Genomic DNA, 26285 nt, shown 5'->3' with positions numbered 1-26285 from the left:
CGCGCGGAAAGACGGCCAGACGAACACACCTTACCCATGCCCGCGATTCGCGTAGAGAACCTTACGAAACGATTCGGCGAAACCGTCGCCCTCGACGACGTGAGCTTCGAGATACCCGAGGGAGAGTTTACGATCGTCCTCGGCGTCTCGGGCTCCGGGAAGTCGACACTCCTCCGGTGTGTCAACGGACTAACGAGTCCGACTGACGGCCAGGTGATCGTCCAGGGAGAGCCCGTTACCTCACACCGCGACGACGTGGCGATGGTTTTCCAGCAACACAACATCATCGGCGGAATGAGCGCCTACTCGAACGCACTCACCGGTGCGCTCGGTCGAACCGACCTGCTCAGAAGCGTCCTCCGATTCAACGATCACTCGGACAAGGTGCAGGCGCTCGAGGCACTGGATACGGTCGGTCTGCTCGACGAAGCCGAACAGCGCGCGGGTCGGATGAGCGGCGGCCAGCAACAGCGGGTCGGGATCGCCCGCGCGCTCGTCCAGGAACCGGACATTCTTCTGGCCGACGAACCGGTAGCCAGTCTCGACCCCGGTAGTTCACAGACGGTCATGCGATATCTCCGGACGGCGGCCGAAGAGCGCGGGCTGACGGCGATGATCAGTCTCCACCAGGTCAACCTGGCCCGACAGTTCGGCGAACGCTTTATCGGGCTCGCAGACGGCGAGGTCGTCTTCGACGGCTACCGTGACGAACTCACCTTCGACGTCATCGACCGCTTGTACGGCGGGATCGACATGGAGGAGTTCCTCAGCGGCGAGGATACCGAATCCGAGGTGACAGGATGAGTTCGTCACCGATCGACCAACGACTGGAAGAAATTCGACTCAGTCGACGAGTCCGATGGCTGATGTACGCCCTGGGTGCAGTTCTCTTTGGGGGCGTCCTCTACCGGTCGTTGATCGCGGTGGAATTCTCGTTCGATGCACTCTACCAGCAGTGGCCGATCTTCGTCGACGCGCTTCGAAACTACGTCCCCGACTGGTGGTTCATCGTCGAGCGGAACCTCTTCAGGGAGTCCGGAATCACCCTCGCGATCGGGTTCGCCGGGACGGTGTTCGGGATTCCGCTCGCGCTACTCCTGGGCGTCCTCGGAAGCGGACGCGTCACTCCGTTTCCGTTTAATTTCATCTTCCGCGGGATCATGGGCGTCTCGCGGGCAATTCCGGCGCTGGTCTGGTTCCTGATCTTCGTTCCGCTCGCGGGCCTCTCGCCGCTTTCGGCGATGATCGCCGTCGCGGTCAGTACGATCGGAAACCTCGGCAGGCTGTTCACCGACGAACTCGAGGAGGTCAGCAACGGTCCGATCGAGGCGATGGAGACGACGGGTGCCTCGAAGGGCCAAACCGTCATCTTCGGCATGCTGAGTCAGGTCAAAACGTCGTTTATCGCCTGGACCCTGTACATCTTCGAGGTGAACGTCCGGACTGCCGTCACGCTGGGACTGCTCGGCGGCGGCGGTATCGGTCAGATCATCGAGGTCCAGCAGGGCCTTCGGAACTTCCCCAACATGATGGCCGGCATCGTGGTCGTGCTCGTCCTGATCCTCGCCGTCGAGATGGTCAGCCAGCGAATTCGCTCCTACCTCCGCGAGGACGACGAGGCCGACGGGCTGATCCAGCTCATCGTCGGCTTCCCACAGCGGATGGCCGAATCCGCGCTCAAGTAACTCGAGCGCGCCGGCACCGAGTCGGTCGTTTTCCCGCGACGGTCACCCGCACACGGACGCGGGTTTAAGTACTGAGACGCGGCCAACGGCGGCATGATCGACGACGCGATTCGCGTACTCGCGGGCGATTGCACCGTCATCACCGAAGGAACCGATCGCGAGGAGTACCGCGGGCGAGTGACGACGATGGTCAAGCCCGACAACACCGTCCTCGTCCACGACATCGACGGCTACCAGCCCGTCGCGTGGCTCACCCGCGCCGACAGCGTCTCGAGCGACCGCGCGGACGGCTTCGCACTCGTCGCGAAAAAGGACGAACAACTCCTCCGGATCGCCGCCCACGACCAGGACGGGTTCGCCCACTATCCCTCGTCGGCGGCGGGCGCCCCGGTCGGCACGTGTCCCGACTGTGGCGGCGCGCTCGTGCGATCGAACGGAGTCAACTGCGTCGACTGCGGAACCCGCTACGGCGTGCCCGCGGACGCGACGATCAAGACCGACCAGAGCAACTGCGACTGTGGTCTCCCACGGATGCGCGTCGAACGCGGCCTCGCGTTCAACGTCTGTCTCGATCGAGATTGCGAGTCGCTCGACGACGCCGTTAGAGAGGCGTTCGATCGCGAATGGTGCTGTCCCGAGCCCGATTGCGACGGCGACCTGCGGATCCTGCGTCGGGGCGGTCTCATCGCGGGATGTGAACACTACCCCGACTGCGACACCGGCTTCGCGCTCCCGGCGGGCGTCGTCGACGGGGAGTGTGCATGCGGTCTGCCGACGTTCGAGACGCGAACCGGCGTCCGCTGTCTCGACGCGACCTGTGATCGCGCGGCGACGCGCTCGCTCGAGGCAGAACCGGCGAGCGACGACTGATACGGACTGCTGTACCGATGTACCAGTGGGACCGCCGCTCGGGTCGCGATTTCAGTGGGAATGACGGACAGGAGTCCGTATGAGCCGATCTGCTGTACCGGCGTGAGGGCATCATCTCGAACGAGTCAGGTTCGCCACGGTCCCCACGGGAAACGGTCGTCGAGACGCTCCCGGCCGGCCTTTCGACCGGTTGTCACGCGAAATGATCGATCCACAGCCACTTAATCACCCACGGCCAAGCCACGCCCATGTCACTCGAGGGGCGGTACGACGACGAAACCGGCGTCGTCCGCGTGGGCGGCGACGCGCGCCAACGCTACCACGACTCGCGGGGGTACGGCTATCCGCTTTCGGGCAACGAGATCGCGCTGGCTCCCGTCGAGGCCGCCCATCTGCTCTTTCGCGGCGATCTCGAGGCGGTCGTCGACCGATCCGGAGAGCGACTCACGTTCCGATCGTTCGTCGCCCGCGAGCCTGGGAAAAGTTTCGGGGTTAGGTTTCTCGTCTACGCCGACCTGCGTTCGCGGGGCTTTTACCTCTCGCCGGCCGCCGAGCCGTGGATCGACGACCCGCCGGTAACCGACTTCGCCGTCTTCCCCCGGGGAAAAGGACCCGGAGACGGGGAGATCGCCTACGCGCTGACGATCATCGGCGAGCGGACCGACGTCGCGGCGAGTGAACTCACAGACGGCGTGTTGGCGGTCGTCGACGAGGAAAGTGAGATTACCTACTTCGACGTGAGCCCGGAAGAACCGCAAGGAACCACCGAGAGCGAGCTTCCCGAGCGATCTGCGGCCGATCTGCTGACCGACCGCGTCGTCGTCTGGGATCCGCCCCTCGAGCTGTACGAGGAGGCGTTTTACGGCCAACCTCTCGAGGGGCGCGAGTACGATCGGCCGACGCTCCAGTGTTCGTTACTCGAGGCGACGTACCTCGCCGAACGAGACGCGATCGATCTCGATCCGGAGGCCGTCAGGCGCCGGGGTCGTGAGGTCGAGGGCGAGCGGTTTCGGCGGCGATTTCGGGTGTACGCGGCGCTTCGCGACCGTGGTATCGTCCCCAAGACAGGCTACAAGTTCGGCGCGGATTTCCGGACGTACGCCGACGTCGAGTCCGTCGACGACCTCGGCCACTCCGAGCTGTTGATCCGCGTCCATCCCGACGAGTACGTCTTCGAACCGCGGGACCTCGCACTCGACGTGCGACTCGCTCACGGCGTCCGCAAGACGATGGTGTTCGCGCTCGTCGACGAAGGCGAGGTGGAGTGGTGGTCACTCGAGCGGTTGACGCCCTGAGACGGATTACTGTCGCGATGTGCCGGTGAGACCGCCGCTCGGGTCGCGGTCTCACCGGAACTGACCGACAGCAAACCGTCTGAGTACCGTTCCGAACGTCGACTGTCGAGCGGAATCGACGCTCGCCGCACGATTTCTCCCATCGGTGGGGCCTTGGGACGCCACTGAGCGTGGCGAACGTCGCGAGCGCTGTCGAAACTGGTCCGGAAACGTGAAACCCCCGTCGACCGATAGATGGCGGTATGCAACTCGAGGTGATCGGCGTCGGCGGCGCGGGGTGTCGGATCGCCGATGCGATCCTGGACGCCGAGCCGGCGGAGCGCTCGTTCGTCGGTAACGCGTTCGCGTTCGATACGGACGCGACCTGTCTGCGGGAGCTGTTCTCGATTCCGGACGACAACCGGTATCGGTACGGCGAAGCGGTCGAGAACGGCCTCAACGGAAACTTGAGTCGCGGAGTGGCGATCGGCGAGGAGTCGGCCGACGAACTCGAACGCCAACTCGACCGGGGACAGCCGTCGATCGCCGACGCGTTTCTCGTCGTCGTCGGTCTCGGCGGGGCGACCGGCGGCGGGACCGCACCCAGCCTGGTCGCGACGCTTCAGACGGTGTACGACGCGCCGGTGTACGTCCTCGCCACGTTGCCGGCCGAGCGCGAACTCACGCCTCCGGAGTCGGACGACGACCGCGCGGTGAACGTCGGCACGGACGCCACGGGACCGGACACTGACGTGGAGACGACAGTCGACGACGCGGATGAGGACGAAGACGAACCCGAGCCGATGACCCGCCCGCTCGCCGAGGAGAACGCGATCCGAACGCTCGATCGTCTCGAGGGGCTCGCGAACGCCGTCGTCTGTTTCGACAACGAGCGCTGGCTGAAACCCGGCGAGCGACTCGTCGAGGGACATCATCGACTCAACGGTGAGATCGCGACGCGCATCGCGGCGTTTTTCGGCGCGACCGCGGACGTACGCGACGAGACGACGACGCCGGACGCCGAAACCGTCATCGACGCGAACGACGTCGGGCGGATCCTCGGCGACGGAACGGATCTGGTGACGCTCGGCTACGGCGAGCAACGGGTCGAGGCCGAACGTGGCTCGCGGTTCGGTCTCGGCCTGTTCTCGACTGAGCCGTCGGTCGAGGCGGCCGAGGCGGTGAGCGCCATCGAGACCACGGTCAGCAAGGCGCTGCGCGGCAAGCTCACCCTCGAGTGCGAGCGCGAGAACGCCGAACGCGGGATGTTGATCGTCGGTGGACCGCCCGAGTGGCTCAACCGGCGAGCGATCACCGATGCCAGAAAGACGATCGAGTCGACGACGGGCTCGGTCGAGGTTCTGGGCGGTGACGCACCCCGACCCGGGACGGACCTCGTCTTCGTCGTCATCGTCCTCGCCGGCGTCGATCCGGTCGAGCGGATAGCGGAGATGCGAGCGAGAAACGAGCCGACCGGTCGCGGCGGCCAGTGAGACCGATGTCGCCGAACGAAGATGGGACTGGTCTCTCGCCGATCGAAGCGTTCTCGATCGTCGGAAACGATATTCGCGCCGAAATCCTGCTCGCTCTGGTCGAACGGGGCTCGAACACTGCTACGTTCTCGGAGCTTCGAAACGCCGTCGACGTGACTGACAGCGGCCAGTTCAACTACCACCTCGAACGACTCGTCGATCACTTCGTCGAGCGAACCGAAGAGGGGTACGGACTCACGGAAGCGGGCCGACGGATCTCTTACGCGTTGCTCTCGGGAACGTACACCGAACGGCCGCAAATCGAAACGACGAACGTACCCGGGACGTGTTATGCGTGCGGCAGCGACGCGCTCTGTGGGCGATACGACGAGACGCTCGAGATCGAATGCGACGATTGCGGGGAACGAATACTCGCCGTACCGTTTCCGCCCGCGGCTGCCGCGAATCGGTCACCGGTGGAAGTGTTTCGGGCGTTCGACCGCTGGTCCGATCGGCAGGCCGCGCTCGTCACTGACCGAATCTGTCCGGAGTGTGCCGGAAAACTGAGCGCGACCGTCACGGCCGACGTCCCGCCGTCGCTGGGATTCGATCGCGTTCCTCGGTTCGAGTGTTCGATCTGTACGTATACGACGTGCGTTACGTTCGGAACGGTCGCGCTTCACGCGGACGACGTGCGCCCGGTCGTTCACCGCTGTGGCTGGGAACGCGACGACGTGTACTGGTCGGTCGATCACCGCGTCACAGACGAGCACACGAGCGTCGCGTCCGAGGAACCGCTCCGCGTCCGCGAGACGTTCGACCTCCCAGGCGGGACGGTGGTCGTCACGTTCGACGAACGCGTCGAGATCGTCGACGTCGACACGAATCCCGCGAACTGACGCCGTATCCGTCCGCTGACTGAAATCGATTTCAGTAACTTTCGGTACAGAAATGAGTTTCAGATTACACTTATAGTGCGAGCGCTCCGAAGAATTCGTATGTGGAAGCACACACCACCGTCGCGCGGACGCCGGATCACCGGCCAATCGGTCGCGATGGGGTTCGTCGCGACAGGCATTCTCTTTGGCCTCATGATCGCGATCGACTCCCCGTCCCTCGCCGCCGCCGGACTTCTCTCGACCGCCGGCGTCGCGTGGTTCGTTCGTTGGCTCCGACGCAATCGTTCGATGTGCGTTCCAGGCACCCGCTTGTGCCTCCGGGTCGACGTCTCGAGGCCGCGCGATCCGCGGTCGGACGTCGCCTGGCAGTGGTCGGTCGCGATCGTTCGTCGAGATGTGGCGTGAACGGCGATCACGACCGGAGGGCGCCAAGTAACCGTTCGAGGCGACCACGCCACGGAAGTCGAGCGGGATTGTGGCTCCGTCGAGAGTAGCCCGCGACGGAGCAGAAGCGAAGGTTTTTGCGAGCCAGAGCGCCAAGGCGGTGTTGATGACCGGAGACGACCCACTCGAGGAGTCCGAGTCAGGGGAACCGACGACCGACGGTGGTGAGAGAGGCGACGGATCGCGATCCGCGCCGACCCTCCGCGCCGACGGCGGAGCCGCAGGCGCTGACGGCGAGGGATCGGAGGTTCCTCGAGCAGACGGCGGAGCCGTCGACGACGTCGCGCTCGACCCCTGGGGTTCCTCGAGCGTCTCCGACTACCGCAAGCTGTTCGAGGAGTTCGGCATCGAGGAGTTCGACGAGGTGCTCGAGGAGGTCCCTCACCCCCACTACCTGATGCGACGGGGGGTCATCTTCGGTCACCGCGACTACCGCCCGGTCGCCGAGGCGATGCGCGAGGGCGAGCCCGCGGCCGTCCTCTCTGGATTCATGCCGACGGGTGACCCTCACATCGGCCACAAGCTCGTCTTCGACGAGATCATCTGGCACCAACGACAGGGCGCGGACGCCTACGGCCTGATCGCTGACCTCGAGGCCCACGCCGCCCGCGGGATGAGCTGGGAGGAGATCGACGAACACGCCCGGAGTTACCTCCTCTCGTTGCTCGCACTCGGCTTCGACCCCGAGGAGGGGACGCTCTACCGCCAGTCCGAAAACCGGGAGGTCCAGGACCTGGCGTTCGAACTCGGCGCGGAGGCCAACTTCTCGGAGTTCCAGTCGATCTACGGCTTCGACGGCGAGACCGACGTCTCACACATGCAGTCGGTCGTCACCCAGATGGCCGATATCCTCTATCCGCAACTCGAGGAACCCAAGCCGACAGTGATCCCCGTCGGTCCCGACCAGGATCCCCACGTCCGGCTGGCGCGGGATCTGGCCGAACGGATGCGCTTTTTCAAGGTCTCGAAGGCCTACGCCAGCTTCGAACTCGAGCCCGAGGAACGCGACCTCGTCGCCGAGTTCTACGAGGAACTCGAGCCCGCCGAGTTCGACGACGACCAGCTACGGTGTACTCACGTCGCCGAGGCGCTCGCCGAGACGCCACTCGCCGACCTCGAGACCGACGCGGACACCCTGAGTTCGGTCCTGACGAAACTCGAGGAGGCGGGAATGGAGCCGATTCGCCCCCGCACGCGGTTTTTCGACCGGCGAGCGACCGACGAGGCGTTCGAGGCGCTGATCGACGCCGTCGAGGGCGAGAAACGGGTCTACGAGAACCACGTCGACGCCTTCGAGGTGGACCTCGCCGACGCCGAGGAACTGGCCCGCGAGGTCGAGGTCGACAACGGCGGCTACGGCTTCCGGCCGCCATCGTCGATCTACCACCGCTTCATGACCGGCCTCACCGGCGGGAAAATGTCCTCGTCGATTCCGGCAAGCCACATCTCCCTGCTCGACGACCCCGAAAAGGGCTACGACAAGGTCAAATCGGCGACGACGGGCGGCCGCGAGACCGCAGAGGAACAACGCGAGAAGGGCGGCCGGGCCGACGAGTGTCCGGTCTACGAGCTGTACGCCTACCTGCTCGCCGGCGACGACGACGAGTTCGCCAAACTGGTTTACGACGAGTGCGTCGGTGGCGAGCGCCTCTGTGGCGACTGCAAGGAGCAGGCCGCCGAGCTCATGCGCGAGTTCCTCGCCGAACACCAGGAGAAACGCGCGGAAGTCGAAGAACTTCTCGAGGAGGCGGAGATCGAACTCGAGTCGCCGAGACGACGATAGCACTCGAGTCGCCGAGACGACGAGACCACCTGCGCGCCGATTCGATGGACTCGAGCGCAACGGTGGTATCGTGGAACGTATTTTTCACCACGTAGTGACAATATCTTACCACGTCTGACGTAGATATATACGGCTGTTCGTGAAACCGTCAGCTAGGATGGTCCCCGATCCTCCCGACAGCGACGAGGGACTCCTGATCTGCGTCGACGTCCTCGGCGCGTTCGGCGTCACGTCGGCCGAGATCAAAAGAGAGGGCGGAACCGACGGGCCACTCGAGGAGGTCCTCGCCGACGCACTCGAGGACGGACGGGACCGGGTGGCGGTCCTCCGGCGGATGATCGCCCGGAGCGACCGCGGCGTCTCCTGTTCGGCGCGGTACTCCCAGGAAAGTCTCGAGTCCGAACTCGCCGGCGTCTTCGAGGCCGTCGGCTGGTCGTTCGACTGCGCGACGGCGGTCTCGCGCGACAGGCTCTCGGCGAGCGTCGTCGACCACAACGGCCGGCGACGCGAGGCGACCCTCGAGTATCCCGACTCGCCACTCGGAACCGACAACCTGCCGGCGATCCTCGCGAGAATCGACGAGACGTTACTCGCCGGAACCGGCGCTCGATTCGTCTTGCTCTCCGACGGCGTCGATCGGTGGCGTGCGGCGCTGGTCGACGGCGAGGAATTCGAGGACTTGCAAGAACGCTACGGGGAGCGCATCGAGGCCGTCGACCGACCGCTGTTGCCCGAACACGGACTCGAGATGTACGTTCCGAGTGAAACGCGAGTATCGACCCCAGAGGGAGACGGCCAGGACGAACCGTGGCCAGCCTGGGCAAGCGGGCGCGAGCGCGACGGAGCCGGTGTGAGGACCGACGATCCGGAAGCGTCGGCCGAGAGTTCCCAGGCGACGCTCGAGGACGTCGCGTCGTTCATCGAGGAGGCCGAATCGGGATCGGGGCCAGAACCCGCGTCGAACGCCCGGTCGTCGACGAAAGACGAATCCGAGACGCGCGGCGAGGGCGAATCTCGGTCACGCGAGGAGCCGACGACGGAGCCGACGTGGTCGACGGCGACGGACGAGGACGGAACCGGCGAAACCGACGGATTCGAACTCCGTGGATCGCCGACGGTGTCGCGAATGAGCGACGAAGGCGACTCGAAGGAGACCGACGACGACACAGGTTCGCCCGGAGCCACGGGCGGTGAACCCGACGAGGCACGCGGCGAGGGATCGCCCGGTTCCGAGGAGGAGTCGACGGGATTCGGAACGCTCTCCGGGACGACGAAAACCGCCCGCGTCTCGAACGACTCCTTCGGGTCGGACGTCGAGTGGGAGACCGAGGACGACCGCTACCGGGCGCTCGGAATGGCGCTGGGTGCAGGCGGTGCGGTCTCCGTCGAGGGCGTCCTCGAGGACGACGAGTTCCTCCCGGAGCTTCCAGCGACCGAACCGAACGAAACGCGCCTCGAGTTCGACGAGGAGTTCGATCCGGCGGCGCTCCCGAAGGCCAAGGCGACCGCCGAGGAATCTGGATTCGTCTGGATGGGATCGGGCTCGCTCGAGACGACGCGGATTTCGGACGGGTAGTGCGCCGAAAGATACAGTTTAGCGAGTTGAAAAGAACAAGCGAGTATGGACGAGATAGTGGCTCTCCTGCTGGCCGGCGTACTCGTCGTACAGGTTCCGATCAGTATTCTCGTCTATTTCGACGCGAAACGGCGGGGGCTCAAAAATCCAACCGCGTATCACCTCGGGGTGCTCGTTCCCGCCGCCGGCTTCGTCGTGGTACCCGTTTATCTCTCGAGACGCGACGACCTTCCCCGCGAAGAGTCCGACAGCGCCTGATCGAGCGTCTCACGATCGGTTCACAAGAGCGTCCCGTTCGGATCGAGTTCGCCGCCCCGTAACGCTTTTGCTCGCTCCATCGCATCGAACGAGTATGGCATCCGAATCCCACACGGCCAGCGTCGTCAGCCAGCCACAGCGTGCGCGTTCGGGGTTCGGTTTCTTTTTCGCGTCACTCGAGTGACGGCGGACCCGCGGGGGCCCACATCGGGCGCTCGCGGCGAAACCGTCCACAATGCGCCGGTCACAGACCGGCGTCGAGTCGGAACCGCTAACTGACCGCCACACGGCCATACCAACAAGCGAATGCAACTGAAGGAATCACAGGTCGCGGTTTTAGAGACCGCGAGCGCGGACGAGGCGACGTCCGTCGACGCCGTAGCCGAGGCGACCGACCTTCCGCCGGAGACCATCACCGGGGCGATCTTCGAACTCGAAGCGGAGGGGCTGGTCGCCGTCGAAGAACGCGTCGACGAAACGATCACGCTCACCGACGAAGGCGCGACGTACGCCGACGAACAACTGCCGGAGATCCGGCTGTACGAAGCGGCACTCGAGGCCGGCGCGGCCGACGAACCCGCCCAGATGGGGCGAGTGATCGGCGCGTCGGGACTCGAGGGAGCAGGGGTCGACATCGCGCTCTCGAACTACGCGCGAAAGGGCTACGGCTCGATCGACAGCGGTGAGATCACCGCCGATCCGGACGCCGAACCCGACGTCGACGCCGAGGGGGGCGCGCTCGAGGAACTCGCCGGAACCGACGAGCGCGCGGCCGACGCCGTCGACGTGGACGGCGACGTCCTGGCGGAACTCGAGCGACGCGGATTGCTCGAGCGCTCCGAGTCGACCGTCCGCGAGGTGACGCTCACCGAACTGGCCGTCACGGAGCTGATGGCGGGGATCGAGACTGCCGAGACCGTCGGCCAGGTGACGCCGGAACTGCTGACCAGCGGCGAGTGGGCGGACGTCGAGTTCGCCGAGTACAACGTCGAGGCCGACGCCGAGCGGTTCGAGGGTGGACGAGTCCACATCCTGCGACAGACCGCAGAGCGCGTCAAGGAGACGCTCGTTGGCATGGGCTTTCAGGAGATGGAAGGCCCCCACGTCGACGCGGACTTCTGGATCAACGACTGCCTGTTCATGCCCCAGGACCATCCGGCCCGAACGCACTGGGACCGGTTCGCCCTCGAGGCGCCGACCCACATCGACGACCTCCCCGAGCAACTCGTGGCAGACGTCGAGCGCGCCCACAGGGAAGGCGTCGGCCCGGACGGCGAGGGGTATCACTCGCCGTGGGACGAGGAGTTCGCCCGCGCGCTCGCGCTCCGCGGGCACACGACCTCGCTGTCGACCCGCTATCTCTCCGGCGAGCAGATCGGCGAGATCGAGCCACCGGCGCGCTTTTTCAGCGTCGAGAAGGTGTATCGCAACGACACGCTCGATCCGACACACTTACTCGAGTTCTTCCAGATCGAGGGCTGGGTGATGGCCGAGGATCTCTCCGTTCGAGACCTGATGGGCACCTTCGAGGAGTTCTACGCCCAGTTCGGCATCACGGACATCGAGTTCAAACCCCACTACAACCCCTACACCGAACCGAGCTTCGAACTGTTCGGTACCCACCCGACGACCGGCGAACTCGTCGAGATCGGTAACTCGGGCATCTTCCGCGAGGAGATGTTAGAACCACTGGGCGTCGACTGTGACGTGATGGCCTGGGGGCTCGCCCTCGAACGGCTGCTGATGCTCATGTACGGCTTCGAGGACATCCGCGACATCCACGGAACGCTGTGTGATCTGAAGCTACTGCGGGAGACAGAGGTGACTTACTGATGCCGACGGTCGACATCGACCCCGACGAACTGCGCGAACTGACCGGCCGCGAGGAGAAAGGCGACGAGGAATTGAAGGAGGACCTGTTCGGCCTCGGCCTCGAGTTCGAGGGCCGAACCGAAGACGGTGCGTTCGAACTCGAGTTTGCCCCTGACCGGCTCGACCGACTCTCCGTCGAGGGCGTCGCGCGCTCGCTTCGCTACCAGTATGGCGACGCACGCGGCGTGCACGTTCCCTCGACGAACTCGCCGGAGTGGACCATCGTCGTCGACGACTCGGTGCCGAACGAGCGTCCGTACGTGACCGGCGCAGTGATCCGGGACGTCGATCTCGACGAGGAAGGCCTCGAGTCGCTCATCCAACTGCAGGAGAAACTGCACGCGACGATGGGGCGAAAGCGTGCGAAGGGTGCGATCGGGATTCACGATCTGACCATGTTGAAAGGCAGTCCGGCGACAGCGGGCAACCCCACGATCGAGTACGTCGGCGTCGAACCCGACGGCGATCGGTTCGTCCCCCTCGATTCCGACCGAGAACTGACACCCGGCGAGGTTCTCGAGGAACACCAGACGGGCCAGACGTACGCGGACCTCGTCAGCGACTACGAGCGATATCCGGCGATCTACGACGATCTCGGGCTGTTCTCGTTCCCGCCGGTTATCAACGGCCGTCGGACCGAGGTTTCGACCGACTCCCGGGAACTGTTCGTCGAGATGACCGGCACCGACCAGTGGACGATCGACAAGATGTTGAACGTCGTCTGCTACGCGTTCGCGGCCCGCGGGGCGACCCTGGAGTCCGTGACCGTGGAGTATCCCGACGGCGACTCAGGCGGACGCGAACTCGTCCGTCCCGACCTCTCGACGAAGACGAAAACGGTCGCCCACGATCGCATCGAGACGATCCTCGGCATCGACCTCGACCCCGAGGAAGTGATCGACCTCGCGGAGCGCTCAGGACTCGCAGCGGAAAAAGAAGAAAACGGCGATCTGATCTACGAGGTGACGATCCCGCCGTACCGCGTCGACGTGCTCCACCCGCTGGACGTCATCGACGACCTGGGACGTGCCTACGGCTTCAACGACCTCGAGCCGAAGTACCCCGACGTGGGCACCGTCGGCGGCCGTCACGAACGCTCACGACTCGAGGACGCCGTCCGGACGCAGCTCGTCGGACTCGGCTTCGAGGACCTGCTCAACTTCCACATGATCAGCGAGGCGGAGAACTTCGACCGACTCGACGTCTCGCCCGACGCGGACGTCTACGGCGCCGGCGAGCCCGCGACGATCAAAGGCCCCTACAGCGAGGACTACACCATGCTCCGGACCTGGGTAATGTCCTCGCTACTGATGGTTCTCGAGCGAAACACCCACCGGGCGTACCCCCAGGATCTCGCCGAAATCGGCTTCACCGCCGCGGTCGACGAGAGCGAAAACACGGGCGTCAGAGAGCGCCGCCGCGTCGGGGCCGTCCTCGCCAGCCACGAGGCCGGCTACGAGGACGCCAAGGCCCGCCTCCAGGCGCTCTGTCGACGATTCGACGTCGATCTCGAGACGCCGCCCACCGACCACCCGACCTACATCCCGGGTCGAACCGCGAGCATCGTGATCGACGGCGAGGAGGTCGGCGTCATCGGCGAGATCCACCCGAAGGTGCTCGTCGAACACGACCTCGAGGTGCCCGTTGCTGGCTTCGAGTTCGACCTCGAGGCCCTGCGCTGACCGGCCGCTGGCGATCTCTTTTGAATGCAGGAACTGCCCGGTGGTGACGAGTCAGAAACTGTACCGCGAGCGAACGAAGTGAGCGAGCGGGCCGACGACTGACTCGGAGCGAGTGGAACGAGCGGAGAGGAAGGAGGAGTGCTTTTGATCGAAACTGAGCGGAGGGAAGCTCCGCGATGTCCAAAAGAGCGCTTGCGGTCTTTTGAAGATTTTACCGAGGGACATCGCGCTCGCGCTGAACGCGCGAGCGCGATAGACCGCAGAGTAAAATTTCGTTAGAATTCGTGTTCGACGTCGTCCTCGTCTGCTTTCTGGATGATGATCTTGCCGTCCCGGACTCGTACGAAAACCTCGTCGCCGATGTCCATCCCCGCGACTGCGAGTTCGTCCTCGTGGAGGTTGAGGTGGACGTTGTGATAGTTGCCGTCTTCGTCTTTCGCACCGCTTGGACTCAGCTTCTTTTTCCGTACCATCGCGGGATTCTATGACGAACTTCGCCGTAGGATATACTTAAGTGTTTTCTACGACCAAACAGACGACCGTCACAGACGACCAGTACGGGAGAAAACGAGTCGGATAGATTCGGATGGTGCGGTGGAGTAGCGTACCGAACTCACTTAAATATACCGACGCTGTCGGTCGGTTTTCGGGGATATCTTTATGTCAAGCCGTGTGCTGAATTGACACGGAGGTAAAACCATGGTACGCGAAGACGGTAAGCGCAACTTTGCACTGCGGGAATCGAACGGGGACGAGTCGAGTGTCTTCTCGGGAAACACGCCGCGTCAGGCGGCGCTGAAAGCCGCCCGGCGACTCGAGCCGGGTTCCAGCGAGGATGCGGCCGACCGGGTCGAACTCAAACTCCGGGAGAAAGGGACGGAGAAGGTCCACATCTACGACGGCTGGGCCTGGGAGGAGACTGCCCCCGACGACAAACCCGACTGGATGCCAAGCGAGATTACGGAGGCAAACGTCTCCAAGAAGGGAATCGAGCACCTAGACGAGTGATCGGCCGACGCGTACGTTTCTCGAGTTGAACCCCGATTCGTTTCGTCGGTACGAGCGGCGTCGAGATACTCCGCACGGACCCGTCACCACAGTCGAATGTCTTCTGACGACAGTGGTGTTCTGATGAGGCGACAAATCCTGGAATAGCCGACGAATCTCGAGTTATCTCTCCTACGAGTTGCCAACCGTCGAATCCCTCTAGGTGTATATACTGAGGGGGTGGACATCCAAAGCATATTATTGTTTGGTCCAACTAATAAATAGACTTATACAGGTTGTGGTGTCCACATCCACTCAAGATATGAGTTCAGGTGTGCAGAGATTGTCTATTCGAAGCCACGATCGTTTACCAGCAATGGTAAATTGGGCGTGGTTGTCCACCAGGGTAGCCGTAGGTGAGACGTCGTGATCGATGGCAAGTGGAAGAACCTGTTGCTCGCGACGGCGATGTTCAACCTCGGGTTCGTCATCTGGTTCTCGTTCGCGCCGTTTACCGGCGAGATCGCCGACGAGTTCGGTCTCTCGATCGCACAGCTCGGGCTCGTCTCGAGTGCCGCGGTGATCGCCGTGCCGATCGGGCGAATCGTCATCGGGCCGCTCACGGACAAGTTTGGCGCGCCGATTACCGCCGGATGTACGCTGTTAACCGTCGGCGTTTTCTCGATCATTAGCGCGTACGCGACGACCTACGAGGTGTTCACCGTCTCGCGGGTCGTCGCCTCGCTCGCTGGGATCACGTTCGTTATCGGTATCCAACACGTCGCCCAGTGGTTCGAAGAGGAGAACCTCGGACTCGCGGAGGGGATCTTCGCAGGCGTCGGCAACGCCGGCGCTGGGCTGGGTGCGTACTTCACCCTGCCGCGGATCTTCGGGGAGGGATACGTCGGGCCGCTGTTCGCGTCGAACTGGCGAGCCGCGTTCTTCTACACGGGCGTGCTCGCGATCGTCCTCGGCGTCGTCTACCTCACATTCGGCGACGCCGCGAAGACGGAAGAGCGACGACAGGCCGCCAAAAACGGTGTGACGCTCCGCCAGTGGCTCTACGTCGCGACGCGCCACGGGGCGGTCGTCCTCTCGGCGGCGTACATCATGACCTTCGGCCTCGAGGTCGCGATGAACGGCTGGCTCGGGACTTACTACCGCGAAGGGTTCGGCCAAGGCGACCTCGTCATCGCGGCGACGTTCGCGGCGACGTTCTCGATCGCCGCCGGCCTGCTCAGGCCCCTCGGTGGCTACATCAGTGACGTGGTGGCGCGCAAGGAGAAAGACATTCTCCCGTGGTTCGAGGGGCGATACCGCGAGCAGTGGACGTTCGCGACGATGGTGTTCGTCGCGTGTGCGATGGTCGGGATGACCGTGGCCGGCTTGACCGGAAACATCTACGTCGCGGTGTTCGCCGGCTTCCTCGTCGGCGTTGGCTGTGCGTTCTCCGAGGGTGCGATCTTCGCCCAGGTGCCCGCGATGTTCCCGAACAACTCGGGGACCGTCGCAGGCGTCGTCGGCGGGATTGGGACGGTCGGCGGCTCGATCTATCCGCTGATCTTCGTCGCGCCGTTCCTGCCGAATCTCCACGTCGGCTACGCCGTCGTCGCGGTCACGATGATCCCGATCCTGGCGTTGACCGCCTGGGTGTTCCAGCCCGAGATTGCCGAGAACGCGACCGAGGACGGCTGGTTCGTCGACAGCCCCACCTCGTCCCCGGCACGAACCACGCCGGCTGACGACTGAGAGAGCCCTGTGATCGCGGGCCAGTGGCGTTGTACCAGCGCCGGATTACGAGCTTCCCCCAAAACGGATCGTCGTCGTTCGCCGGGGAAGCCGGCCGACCGCGATTCTTCGGAACTGGCGGACAACGGTCGGGACAGCCGACTGCGTCGAGAATAGATCCACTCGAACGATCCCGACCGCCGACACGAGAGGAGTCGATCGAAATGTCACACGAACACGATACGCACTCGGTACCCTCGAGAAACGGACGAACGATCGGCTGGAACCCGACGACCTGCATGCGGTGTGCCGTCGGCTGTGGACATCTCCAGCGCGGAGCCGACGAGGGCCACGGTATCGCGAACGTCCAGGGACACACCGAACACCCCGTCAACCGCGGCCTTGCGTGCAAGCGTGGGATCCGCGAATCCGTCGACCCGGCGGGCGAGTGGCTAACGGAACCGCTGGTCCGCCGAGGTGGGTCACTCGAGCCGACCGACTGGAATACGGCACTCGGGATCGTCGCATCCCGACTGATCGAAGCGCTCGCGGACGATCCGGACCGCGTCGCGGTACTCGGGAGCGGACAACAGACGAACGAGGCGGCCTACGCGCTCGGAACGGTCGCACGCGGAGCGATCGGGACCCGAAACTACGACGCGAACACGACGCTGTGTATGTCGAGCGCCGTGACGGCGTACTATCGCGCGTTCGGGAGCGACGCGCCGCCGCCGACGTACGACGACGTCCCCGCCGCGAGGACCCATCTCGTCTGGGGTGCGAACCCGGCAGTCGCCCACCCCGTACTCCACCGGTGGATTCTGGATAGCGCCGCGGAGGAGGACTCACGCTTGATCGTCGTCGATCCCGTCGAGAGCGAGACGGCGAACGACGCCGACAGTCACGTGGCACTCGAGCCGGGAACCGACCTCGCGCTCGCGCGGGCGGTGCTCGCTCGAGTCGTCGACGACGGTGCCATCGATCGGGAGTTCGTCGATCGGTTCACCACGGGGTTCGACGACCTCGTCGCCGCGCTCCCGACGGCCGAAGACGCCGCGGAGACCGCCGGCGTTTCGTGCCAGGACGTCAGCCGGGTGGCCAACGCGCTCACCGATCCGACGCTTCTGTACTGGGGAATGGGCGTCAATCAGAGCGTCCAGGGGACGGCGACCGCTCACGCGTTGATCGATTGCTGTCTGGCGACCGGCAACCTCCGTCCAGGGAGCGGGCCGTTCTCGCTTACCGGTCAGGCCAACTCGATGGGGGCACGGCTCTGTGCATCGAAAGGAACGTGGCCCGGCCACCGCGAGTTCTCGGATCCGGGCCACCGAAAGACCGTCTCGAGGACGTGGGACGTTCCGCTTCGTCGGCTTCCCGACGATCCGGGCCCAGGGCCGGTCGGCATCGTCGACCGGATCGTCCGCGGCAACGTCGACGTCTGCTGGACGGTCGCGACGAATCCGGTGGCGGGGATGCCAGACGCCGGCTACGTCTCTCGAGCGATGGACGACGTCTTCCTCGTCGTACAGGATGCGTTTCGAACCGAGACGGTCGAGCGAGCCGACGTCGTTCTGCCGGCGGCGACGTGGGGAGAGACGACGGGTACCGTCACCAACATGGAACGGACCGTCTCGAAAGTAACTGCCGCAACCACACCGCCCGAGCGAATCAGACAGGATCTGGACATCGTCGCGGCGATCGGCAATCGGATCGAGTCGGGGCTGTTCCCGAATCCGCCGGTGGACCCGGAGACAATCTTCGACGAACTTCGCGAACTCACGGCGGGAACGCCGGCGGATCTCTCCGGAATCACGTACGATCGACTCGAGGCGGAACTCGCAGTCAGGTGGCCGACCGCCGAGTCAGGGCGTCAGGGCGGGTATCGCTACTTCGACGCCGACGATCCGTCGTGGTCGTTCCCCACGTCCGACGGCAGGGCCCGCTTTTCGGTGGCGAACCACGCCGGTCTCGCGGAGCCGACTGACGAGGGGTATCCGCTCACGCTGACCACCGGTCGGCGCGCGGACGCCTACAACACCGGCGTACGGATGCGACGTGTCGGCGGTGACGGACTCCCGGTGGCCAGACTCCACCCGGAGGAAATCGTCGAGTACGTCGAGGCGTTAGACCGCGGGCGGACGGTAATCGAGTCCCGCCGGTCGGCGATTACAGTCGAGGTCCAGCCGGACAACCGGGTACCACCGGGCGTGGTCTGGATGGACATCCACCACCCCGACGTAAACGAGTTGACGATCGCTCGAGTCGATCCAGCGTCGAACGAGCCGAACTACAAGCAGTGTGCGGTCGCCGTCACCCCGCCAGAACGGACGCCACAGCTCACTCGCGACGGCCTCCCTTACTCACAGGGCATCAGTTCCCCATCGGGTAACTGAGTGCGTCGCGGCCGAGCGTCGGTGTGCGGAGGCGATACCTGGTGTGAACCGCCTCGGGGTCAAGTGGTTCGAGACGCCAAAGGCGTCTCGTCATCACGGAAGATCGAAGATCTTCCGAACGACCCCGAGGCTTCCCGTGGTTTATTCGGAAACTCCCATCCGACCATCGGCCTGATAGCCTCGAACAGCCGGGTGGGTCACGGTCGGGGCGTCCACGGCCCCCGATGCCTGCCGTCGTCGTCCGAAAATCTTCGATTTTCGTGACTGAGCGGAGCAAAGCTCCGCGAGGTCCGCGAAGCCGAAGGCTTCGCTTTCGACGGCAACGCAGGCGACAGCGCCGAAGCGAGCGAGCGCGTACTGTCATTCGACGAATCGAACCGACCCTCCTCCTTCGGTTCCGCTACCGAGAGGACGATCTCCCCTCAGTTACAGATCCAAACAGAAGTCGGAATTTGTTCGACGAGCGTCCACCCCAACGGACGTTCTCGAGACGAGTAGTGCAAAGCACGTGACCGAGCGAAAAGCGGTATCAACACCGCTCACCCGCACAGGTGACGGAGTTCGGTGCTCGAGGAATCAGTGTAGAGTTTCAACCCGCAACGGATTCTCGTGGGTGTTTTTTAATTACACTATATCGGAAGGGGAATAATATGGGGTGAAGATGGGAAGTCGGTGAACGTTCCATGAGCGAACCCAATAAACCACATTCGTAAACGGTGAAGTTTATTATTCTGACGTTCGTCTCGATTTAGCGTGAAACAGACAATGATGTGGAGAATATGTGGATTGTTAATGGACAAATGGGCCAAGAAAAATGGGCGGCAGTCCTCGACCGGCGGTCAGCGAGAAACGGACTCGAACGATCGCCGGAGCGAGGCGACGACCGGCGGTTTGGTCGTTTCGATCGAACCGATCCGAAACGACGGGATACAGTTCGGAGGTGAACGAGTGTGATCCCTGCAAAATACAAGAATTTGATACTTGCAACGGCGATGTTCAACCTCGGATTCGTCATCTGGTTCTCGTTCGCCCCGTTTACGGGCGAGATCGCAAACGAGTTCGACCTCTCGGTTGCGGATCTGGGAATCGTCGCGAGTATGGCGATCATCGCCGTCCCGCTCGGTCGGATCGTCGTCGGCCCGTACACCGATAAGTACGGCGCGCCGGTTACCGCAGGCATCACGATGGTGACTGTGGGTATCGCGGCGATCGTGAGCGCGTACGCGACGACCTACGAAGTGTTCACCGTCTCGCGGGTCGTCGCCTCGCTCGCGGGCATCACGTTCGTCATCGGGATCCAGCACGTCGCGGAGTGGTTCGAAGAGGAAAACCTGGGGACGGCAGAAGGTATCTTCGCGGGCGTCGGCAACGCCGGTGCGGGCCTGGGCGCGTACTTCACGCTCCCTCGAATCTTCGGCGATGGATACGTGGGACCGCTGTTTTCGGCGAACTGGCGAGCCGCGTTCTTCTATACGGGCGTCCTTGCGATCGTCCTCGGCGTCGTCTACTTCGTCTTCGGTGACGCCGCCAAAAGCGAGGAGAAACGCCAGGCGACCAAACAGGGAGTCAGCTTCAAGCAGTGGCTCTACATCGCCACGCGCCACGGGGCGGTCGTCCTCTCGGTGGCGTACATCATGACCTTCGGCCTCGAGCTCGCGATGAACGGCTGGCTCGGCACCTACTACCGCGAAGGGTTCGGCCAGGGCGACCTCGTCATCGCGGCGACGTTCGCCGCGACGTTCTCGATCGCCGCCGGCCTGCTCAGACCGCTCGGCGGCTACATCAGCGATCAGTTCGCGCGCAAGGAACTCGAGCCGCTCCCGTGGTTCGAGGGGCGATACCGCGAGCAGTGGACGTTCATCACGCTCGTGTTCGTGATGTTCTCGATGTACGCCATGACGGCCGCTGGACTGACGGGAAGCATCTATATCGCCGTCTTCGCCGGCTTCCTCGTCGGGCTGGGCTGTGCGTTCTCCGAAGGGGCGATCTTCGCCCAGGTTCCCGCGATGTTCCCGAACAACTCCGGGTCAGTCGCCGGCATCGTCGGCGGCATCGGCACGGTCGGTGGATCCGTCTACCCGCTGATCTTCGCCGCGCCGTTCTTGCCGAATCTTCACGTCGGCTACGCGATCGTCGGCCTCACGATGATCCCGATCATCGCCCTGAGCGCGTGGGTGTTCCAGCCCGAGATCGCCGAGAACGCGACCGAAGACGGCTGGTTCGTGGACGAAAACCCGGCCCAGGCGTCGGGCGCTGTCGCGGCGGACGACTGACGAGGAATCCCGACGCGCTTTTGATGCCATCGGTTCAACTGGGAATTGATGGCCGCAGTCACACTCGGACCCGAAGGGACCTACTCCCACCGGGCGACGCGCGCGATCGCCGACGCCGAGGAGATCGACTTCCGACAGTCGGTCACGTCGATCGTCGACGCCGTCGCGACCGGAGAGTACGATCGCGGCGTGATCCCCATCGAGAACAGCATCGAGGGGAGCGTCACGGAGAGCCTCGACGCGCTCGCGGAGTACGACGTCGCCGTCGTCCGCGAGATCGTCACGCCGATCAGACACGCCCTGCTCGCCCAGGGCGAGGGGTTCGACACTATCGCCAGCCACTCCCAGGCACTCGCACAGTGTCGGTCCTACCTCGAGTCGGAGTACCCGGAGGTCGGGCTCGAGGCCGTCGCCAGCACGGCACAGGGCGTCGAGTTCGCCCGCGAGGATCCTTCCGTCGCGGGCATCGGCCACCCGGCGAACGCCGAAAACGGCAACGCCCTCGAGGTGCTTGCGGAGGACATTCAGGATCAGGACTCGAACGCGACCCGATTTTTCGCCATCGCGCCCGTCGAAGATCGCTCGAACGGCGGCGGCAAGACGACCCTCGTGGCTTACCCGAACGCGAACTACCCCGGATTGTTACTCGAGTTGCTCGAGCCCTTCGCCGACCGGGACATCAACATGACCCGCGTCGAGTCCCGCCCGAGCGGACGACGTCTCGGCGACTACGTTTTCCACATCGACCTCGAGGCCGGCCTCTACGAGTCCCGAACGGACGAGGCGATCGAGGAGATCGAAGGACTCTCCGAGGACGGCTGGGTCCGTCGACTCGGCTCCTACGATACCGAACACGTCGTCGACTAGTACTCCGCCAAGCGTCGACTGCAGGCTCGAACCGGCCTGCGGCGACTGATTCGACCCTGCAGTTCAGGCTTGCCAAAGCACTAGTGGCGTCCCAAGCCTGAACTGACGGAACGAGCCGAGTTTCCGTTCTTGGCCCCGAATCGTTTTGACCCTGCTCGCCGGTGTCCCGGTATGGCACTCGCTCCGGGCGACGACGCGCCGACCGTAACGGCACCGAATCAGGACAACGAAGAACTGAGCCTCGCGTTCGAGGATCCGACGGTCCTCTACTTCTATCCGCGCGACGACACCCCCGGATGTACGACGGAGGCCCGCCAGTTCGACCTCGAGTTCGAGACCTATCGGGAAGCAGGGATGTCAGTCTATGGAGTCTCGACCGACGGCGTCGACTCCCACCGGGCGTTCTGTGAAGCCGAGGGGCTCACGTTCGACCTGCTTGCAGATCCCGACGCCGACCTCGCATCGACGTTCGGCGTCGATCACAGCGGCGGTGCGGCCACACGCACCACGTTCGTTCTCGCCGACGGAGAGGTACAGGCGGTCTACGAGAACGTCGTCCCGAACGGACACGCCCGCGAGGTACTGGAAGACGCGCTCGCGGACGGACTCGTCTCGCTCCCGGAGTGACCGGCTGAGCCGCCTCGAGGCGAAAACCCCTCCGAGGACGGAACAGTCAGTTCTGTCGTTCGAGTTCGGGCAGAATTTATCCCGCTCGAGGTCGTAACTAGAACTATGCGAGGAAACCCGTTCGACGAACTCGAGGAGATGCTCGACCGCGTCAGTCGACAGGTCGGCGATGGAATGACCAGCGGCGGACTGCAGGTTCCGGGTTCGGTCCCCGTCGACGTCGCAGACGCGGCGGACGCGTACATCGTCACCGCGGACCTCCCCGGCTACGAGACCGACGACATCTCGCTGACGCTCTCGGAGGGAACGTTGCGCTTCGAGGCGAATCGCGAACACGAGGCGGAGTACGCCGAGGGCGAGTACCTGCGACGCGAGCGGACGCGAAAGACGGCCAATCGCCGGATTCGACTGCCGGAGCCGGTCGAGGAAGACGAGGTGTCGGCTGGGTACGAAAACGGCGTCCTGACGGTTCAGCTCCCGAAAGTCGGCGGCGGCGAGGAGTCGAAGCAGATCGACATCGAGTGATCGAACCGCCGTGGGACGGCGAGGCGACGTCCCGCTCGAGCGCCGGTTATCGACCCTCGAACCAGCGCTGATCTGGCCAACGGCGTCGTCGCGTTCGCTTCGTCCCGATGTGGTAGTGCTTTTACCCCATCCGACACTACGGGGAGCCATGAGCTACGACCCACAGGAACTCGAGGCCGAGTGGCGCAACCGCTGGGCCGAATCGGGGCGGTACGAGGCCGACCCCGACGGGCGAGACTCGGGCGATTCCACGTTCGTGACGGTGCCCTACCCGTATCCAAGCGGCGGGATGCACATCGGACACGCCAGGACGTACACAGTTCCGGACGTCTACGCGCGGTATCGCCGCCAGCAAGGCGACAACGTGCTCTTTCCGATCGGCTGGCACGTCACCGGCACGCCGATCATCGGCGCCGTCGAGCGCCTCAAGAAAGGTGAAGAGGATCAGCTGTCGGTCCTGCGGGACACGTACAACGTCTCCGAGGACACCCTCGCCGACCTCGAGACGCCGATGGGCTACGCCCGCCACTTCATCGAGGAACACTACAAGCGAGGGATGCAACAGCTGGGTCTCTCGATCGACTGGCGCCGGGAGTTTACGACGAACGACGAGCGCTACTCGAAGTTCATCACCTGGCAGTACGAGACGCTGAGAGAGCGCGGACTGCTCGAGAAGGGCCTACACCCGGTCAAGTACTGCACCGAACAGGAGAACCCGGTGACGACCCACGACTTACTCGAGGGCGAGGACGTCGAGTACCAGGAGTACACGCTCGTCAAATTCGATTCCGGTGGGACGGTCTTCCCCATGGCGACGCTCCGACCCGAGACCGTTCGCGGAGTCACGAACGCCTACATCGACCCCGAGGGCGAGTACGTCGAGGCGACGGTCGACGGCGAACGGTGGGTCGTCTCCGTCGAGGCCGTCGAGAAACTCGAGTTACAGGACCACGAGATCGAACTCGAACGCGAGGTCGCAGGCGAGGAGTACGTCGGTGAGTCGGTGACGAACCCGATCACCGGTGACGAGGTGCTCGTCCTCCCGGCGTCGTTCGTCGACCCCGACAGCGGGACCGGCGTCGTGATGTCCGTGCCGGCCCACAGCCCCGACGACTACCTCGCGCTCGAGGAGGCGAAAGCCGACGCACAGCGACTGCGCGAGTACGGCATCGATCCCGCCGACGTCGAGGCCATCGAGCCGGTCCCGATCCTCTCGATCGACGACTACGGCGAGATTCCGGCGAAAGACGCCGTCGAGTCCCACGGCATCGACTCCGCGGACGACCCCGACCTGAAGGCGGTCACCCAGGAGGTCTACAACCGCGAGTTCCACCAGGGCACCTTGAACGAGGAGTACGGCGAGTTCGCCGGCGAGGTCGTCGAGGACGTCCGCGAGGAGCTGAAAGCTCACTTCCAGGAGCAAGGCGAGTTCGCGGCGATGTACGACTTCCCCGAGCCCGTGATCTCGCGGGCCGGCGGAAAGGTCGTCGTCGCCAAACAGGAGACGTGGTTCCTGCGGTACAACGACGAGGAGTGGCAAGCGAAGACCCTCGAGGCGGTCGAGAACCTCGAGGCGATTCCGGAGACGACCCGCGAGCAGTACACCCACACCGTCGACTGGCTCGAGGAGTGGCCCTGTATCCGGAACTACGGTCTCGGCACCCGGTTGCCGTGGGACGACGAGTTCGTCATCGAACCGCTGTCGGACTCGACGATCTACATGGCCTATTACACCATCGCCCACCGACTCGCGGACGTCCCGCCGGAGGCGATGGACAGGGCATTCTTCGATACGCTGTTCTACGGCCCTGAGGCCGCAGACGAACCCGACGAGCGCGCACTCGAGTTGCGCGAGGAGTGGGAGTACTGGTACCCAGTCGACTTCCGCTGTTCGGCGAACGACCTGATCTCGAATCACCTCACGTTCTTCCTCTATCACCACGCCGAACTGTTCGAGAAACCGGAGTGGCCCCAGGGGATCACCAGCATGGGCATGGGCCTCCTCGAGGGCGAGAAGATGAGTTCCTCGAAGGGCCACGTCGTCCTCCCCGACGAGGCCATCGGCGAGTACGGCGCCGACACCGTACGCTTTTTCCTGCTCAACAGCTCCGAGCCCTGGCAGGACTTCGACTGGCGCGCCGAGGAGGTCGGCTCCACGCGCGATCAGTTAGCGCGGTTCTGGAACCGTTCGATGGAGATCGTCGACGCTCCCGAGGGGGAGAGAGACCTCGAGACGATCGACCGCTGGTTGCTCGCCAAGTTACAGGAGACCGTGCGTTCGGTGACCGACGCGATGGACCGCTTCGAGACCCGAACCGCGAGCCAGGAGGCGTTCTACGGCTTCGAAGAGTACCTCAAGTGGTACCGCCGTCGCGCCGACCTCGAGCGCCCGGGCGCCCAGTGGACGTTGCGAACGGTCCTCGAGACCCGCCTGCGACTGCTCGCGCCGTTCGTCCCGTTCCTGGCGAACGAACTCCACGAGCGCCTGACCGGCGAGCCGGCGGAGGACGTCCCGTGGCCCGAACCCGTTCCGAAGTTCGAGGACTCGACGATCGTCGTCCAGGAGGGGCTGGTCGAAGACGTCCTCGAAGACGTTCGCGACATCGTCGACGTCACCGACACCGATCCGGAGACGATCCGGCTCTACGTCGCCGACGACTGGAAACGCGACGTCCTCGAGACCGTCATCGACGTCGGCCCGAACCAGGGGCAGGTGATGGGCGAGGTCATGCAAAACGAGCAGTTGCGCGAGAAAGGCGACGCCGTCAACAGCCTGGTCGGCGACCTCGTCCCGTTCGCCCGCGAACGCGACGACGACACCCTCGAGACGCTCGCGTCGGTCGACGAGCTGTCGGTCTACGAGGAGGCCGCCCCGTTCCTCGCCCGGGAGTTCGACGCCGACGTCGAGGTCTACGCCGAGAGCGCGGCCCAACGCACCGCGGAAGAAACGGGCGTCGATCCGGAGGGGAAAGCGAGCCAGGCCAAGCCGTTCCGGCCCGCAATCCTCCTCGAGTGAGCGGTGGGGGACAGATGCGCGTGCAGAAACGCAACTGCGACTGCTAAGCCGATC

The 26285-nt window shown here is 64.4% G+C and carries 21 protein-coding genes and 1 pseudogene; 20 read left to right on the top strand and 2 right to left on the bottom strand.

The annotated features are described in order from the left end of the window. Positions 1–36 precede the first annotated feature (36 nt). From phnC to pheT, 12 genes are all read left to right on the top strand, one after another. Positions 37–804, top strand: a complete 768-nt coding sequence (gene phnC / locus AB7C87_RS09230) for a phosphonate ABC transporter ATP-binding protein (protein WP_369729146.1) — start codon at positions 37–39, stop codon at positions 802–804. Continuing rightward, on the top strand, positions 801–1685 hold the full coding sequence (gene phnE / locus AB7C87_RS09225; RefSeq protein WP_369729145.1) for a phosphonate ABC transporter, permease protein PhnE: 885 nt from the start codon (positions 801–803) through the stop codon (positions 1683–1685). The genes phnC and phnE overlap by 4 nt, the downstream gene beginning before the upstream one ends. Positions 1686–1778: 93 nt before the next feature. Continuing rightward, entirely contained in the window at positions 1779–2555 is a 777-nt protein-coding gene (locus AB7C87_RS09220) for a DUF91 domain-containing protein (RefSeq protein ID WP_369729144.1), read from the top strand. A gap of 248 nt (positions 2556–2803) precedes the next feature. Next, positions 2804–3850 carry a tRNA-intron lyase gene (gene endA, locus AB7C87_RS09215; RefSeq protein ID WP_369729143.1) on the top strand — a complete coding sequence of 349 codons (1047 nt, stop codon included), beginning with the start codon at positions 2804–2806 and terminating at the stop codon, positions 3848–3850. A 242-nt stretch (positions 3851–4092) separates the two neighbouring features. Next, the gene (locus tag AB7C87_RS09210) at positions 4093–5322 is read left to right on the top strand and encodes a tubulin/FtsZ family protein (protein WP_369729142.1); all 1230 of its coding nucleotides are present in this window, start codon (positions 4093–4095) and stop codon (positions 5320–5322) included. A 5-nt stretch (positions 5323–5327) separates the two neighbouring features. Then, entirely contained in the window at positions 5328–6200 is an 873-nt protein-coding gene (locus tag AB7C87_RS09205; protein WP_369729141.1) for a DUF7351 domain-containing protein, read from the top strand. A gap of 99 nt (positions 6201–6299) precedes the next feature. After that, positions 6300–6605, top strand: coding sequence for a hypothetical protein (locus AB7C87_RS09200; RefSeq protein WP_369729140.1), 306 nt, complete (start codon positions 6300–6302; stop codon positions 6603–6605). Positions 6606–6750: 145 nt separating this feature from the next. Next, on the top strand, positions 6751–8427 hold the full coding sequence (locus AB7C87_RS09195) for a tryptophan--tRNA ligase (RefSeq protein WP_369729139.1): 1677 nt from the start codon (positions 6751–6753) through the stop codon (positions 8425–8427). Between the two features lie 157 nt (positions 8428–8584). Further along, the gene (locus tag AB7C87_RS09190; RefSeq protein ID WP_369729138.1) at positions 8585–10003 is read left to right on the top strand and encodes a prolipoprotein diacylglyceryl transferase; all 1419 of its coding nucleotides are present in this window, start codon (positions 8585–8587) and stop codon (positions 10001–10003) included. A gap of 45 nt (positions 10004–10048) precedes the next feature. Further along, positions 10049–10261 (top strand): hypothetical protein, encoded by a 213-nt coding sequence (locus AB7C87_RS09185; protein ID WP_369729137.1) that lies wholly within the window; start codon positions 10049–10051, stop codon positions 10259–10261. Between the two features lie 306 nt (positions 10262–10567). Continuing rightward, positions 10568–12094: a phenylalanine--tRNA ligase subunit alpha gene (pheS, locus tag AB7C87_RS09180; RefSeq protein ID WP_369729136.1), complete on the top strand. Its 1527-nt coding sequence runs from the start codon at positions 10568–10570 to the stop codon at positions 12092–12094. Next, a complete protein-coding gene (gene pheT, locus AB7C87_RS09175) occupies positions 12094–13815 on the top strand; it encodes a phenylalanine--tRNA ligase subunit beta (RefSeq protein WP_369729135.1) in 1722 nt (573 codons plus the stop codon). The genes pheS and pheT overlap by 1 nt, the downstream gene beginning before the upstream one ends. A 275-nt stretch (positions 13816–14090) precedes the next feature. Here the strand turns inward: pheT and AB7C87_RS09170 are convergent, their stop codons facing one another. After that, positions 14091–14288, bottom strand: coding sequence for a hypothetical protein (locus tag AB7C87_RS09170; protein WP_004215684.1), 198 nt, complete (start codon positions 14286–14288; stop codon positions 14091–14093). A gap of 226 nt (positions 14289–14514) precedes the next feature. Here AB7C87_RS09170 and AB7C87_RS09165 point away from each other — a divergent pair, with 226 nt between their 5' ends. From AB7C87_RS09165 to nasA, 3 genes are all read left to right on the top strand, one after another. Continuing rightward, complete coding sequence (locus AB7C87_RS09165; RefSeq protein ID WP_369729134.1) at positions 14515–14823, top strand: non-histone chromosomal MC1 family protein; 309 nt, start codon at positions 14515–14517, stop codon at positions 14821–14823. Between the two features lie 405 nt (positions 14824–15228). Beyond that, the gene (locus AB7C87_RS09160) at positions 15229–16551 is read left to right on the top strand and encodes an MFS transporter (protein ID WP_369729133.1); all 1323 of its coding nucleotides are present in this window, start codon (positions 15229–15231) and stop codon (positions 16549–16551) included. 203 nt (positions 16552–16754) lie between these two features. Further along, positions 16755–18923 (top strand): assimilatory nitrate reductase NasA, encoded by a 2169-nt coding sequence (nasA, locus tag AB7C87_RS09155; protein ID WP_369729132.1) that lies wholly within the window; start codon positions 16755–16757, stop codon positions 18921–18923. Between the two features lie 141 nt (positions 18924–19064). Here the strand turns inward: nasA and AB7C87_RS09150 are convergent. Then, a pseudogene (locus tag AB7C87_RS09150) lies at positions 19065–19160 on the bottom strand (radical SAM protein); the annotation flags it as partial. 713 nt (positions 19161–19873) lie between these two features. Here AB7C87_RS09150 and AB7C87_RS09145 point away from each other — a divergent pair. The 5 genes from AB7C87_RS09145 (at position 19874) to leuS (ending at position 26231) form a co-directional block, all read left to right on the top strand. Then, positions 19874–21196 carry an MFS transporter gene (locus AB7C87_RS09145; RefSeq protein WP_369729131.1) on the top strand — a complete coding sequence of 441 codons (1323 nt, stop codon included), beginning with the start codon at positions 19874–19876 and terminating at the stop codon, positions 21194–21196. A gap of 48 nt (positions 21197–21244) precedes the next feature. Further along, positions 21245–22063 carry a prephenate dehydratase gene (gene pheA / locus AB7C87_RS09140; RefSeq protein WP_369729130.1) on the top strand — a complete coding sequence of 273 codons (819 nt, stop codon included), beginning with the start codon at positions 21245–21247 and terminating at the stop codon, positions 22061–22063. A 171-nt stretch (positions 22064–22234) separates the two neighbouring features. Continuing rightward, a complete protein-coding gene (locus AB7C87_RS09135; protein WP_369729129.1) occupies positions 22235–22690 on the top strand; it encodes a peroxiredoxin in 456 nt (151 codons plus the stop codon). Between the two features lie 105 nt (positions 22691–22795). Then, positions 22796–23215, top strand: coding sequence for an Hsp20/alpha crystallin family protein (locus AB7C87_RS09130; RefSeq protein WP_369729128.1), 420 nt, complete (start codon positions 22796–22798; stop codon positions 23213–23215). 148 nt (positions 23216–23363) lie between these two features. Beyond that, positions 23364–26231 carry a leucine--tRNA ligase gene (gene leuS / locus AB7C87_RS09125; RefSeq protein ID WP_369729127.1) on the top strand — a complete coding sequence of 956 codons (2868 nt, stop codon included), beginning with the start codon at positions 23364–23366 and terminating at the stop codon, positions 26229–26231. Positions 26232–26285: the final 54 nt, after the last annotated feature.

Origin of the sequence: Natrarchaeobius versutus (genome assembly GCF_041205745.1) — an archaeon.
GTDB lineage: Archaea > Halobacteriota > Halobacteria > Halobacteriales > Natrialbaceae > Natrarchaeobius > Natrarchaeobius versutus.
The sequence above is the reverse complement of the archived record's forward strand: the minus strand, read 5'-3'. Positions and strand labels throughout refer to the sequence as shown.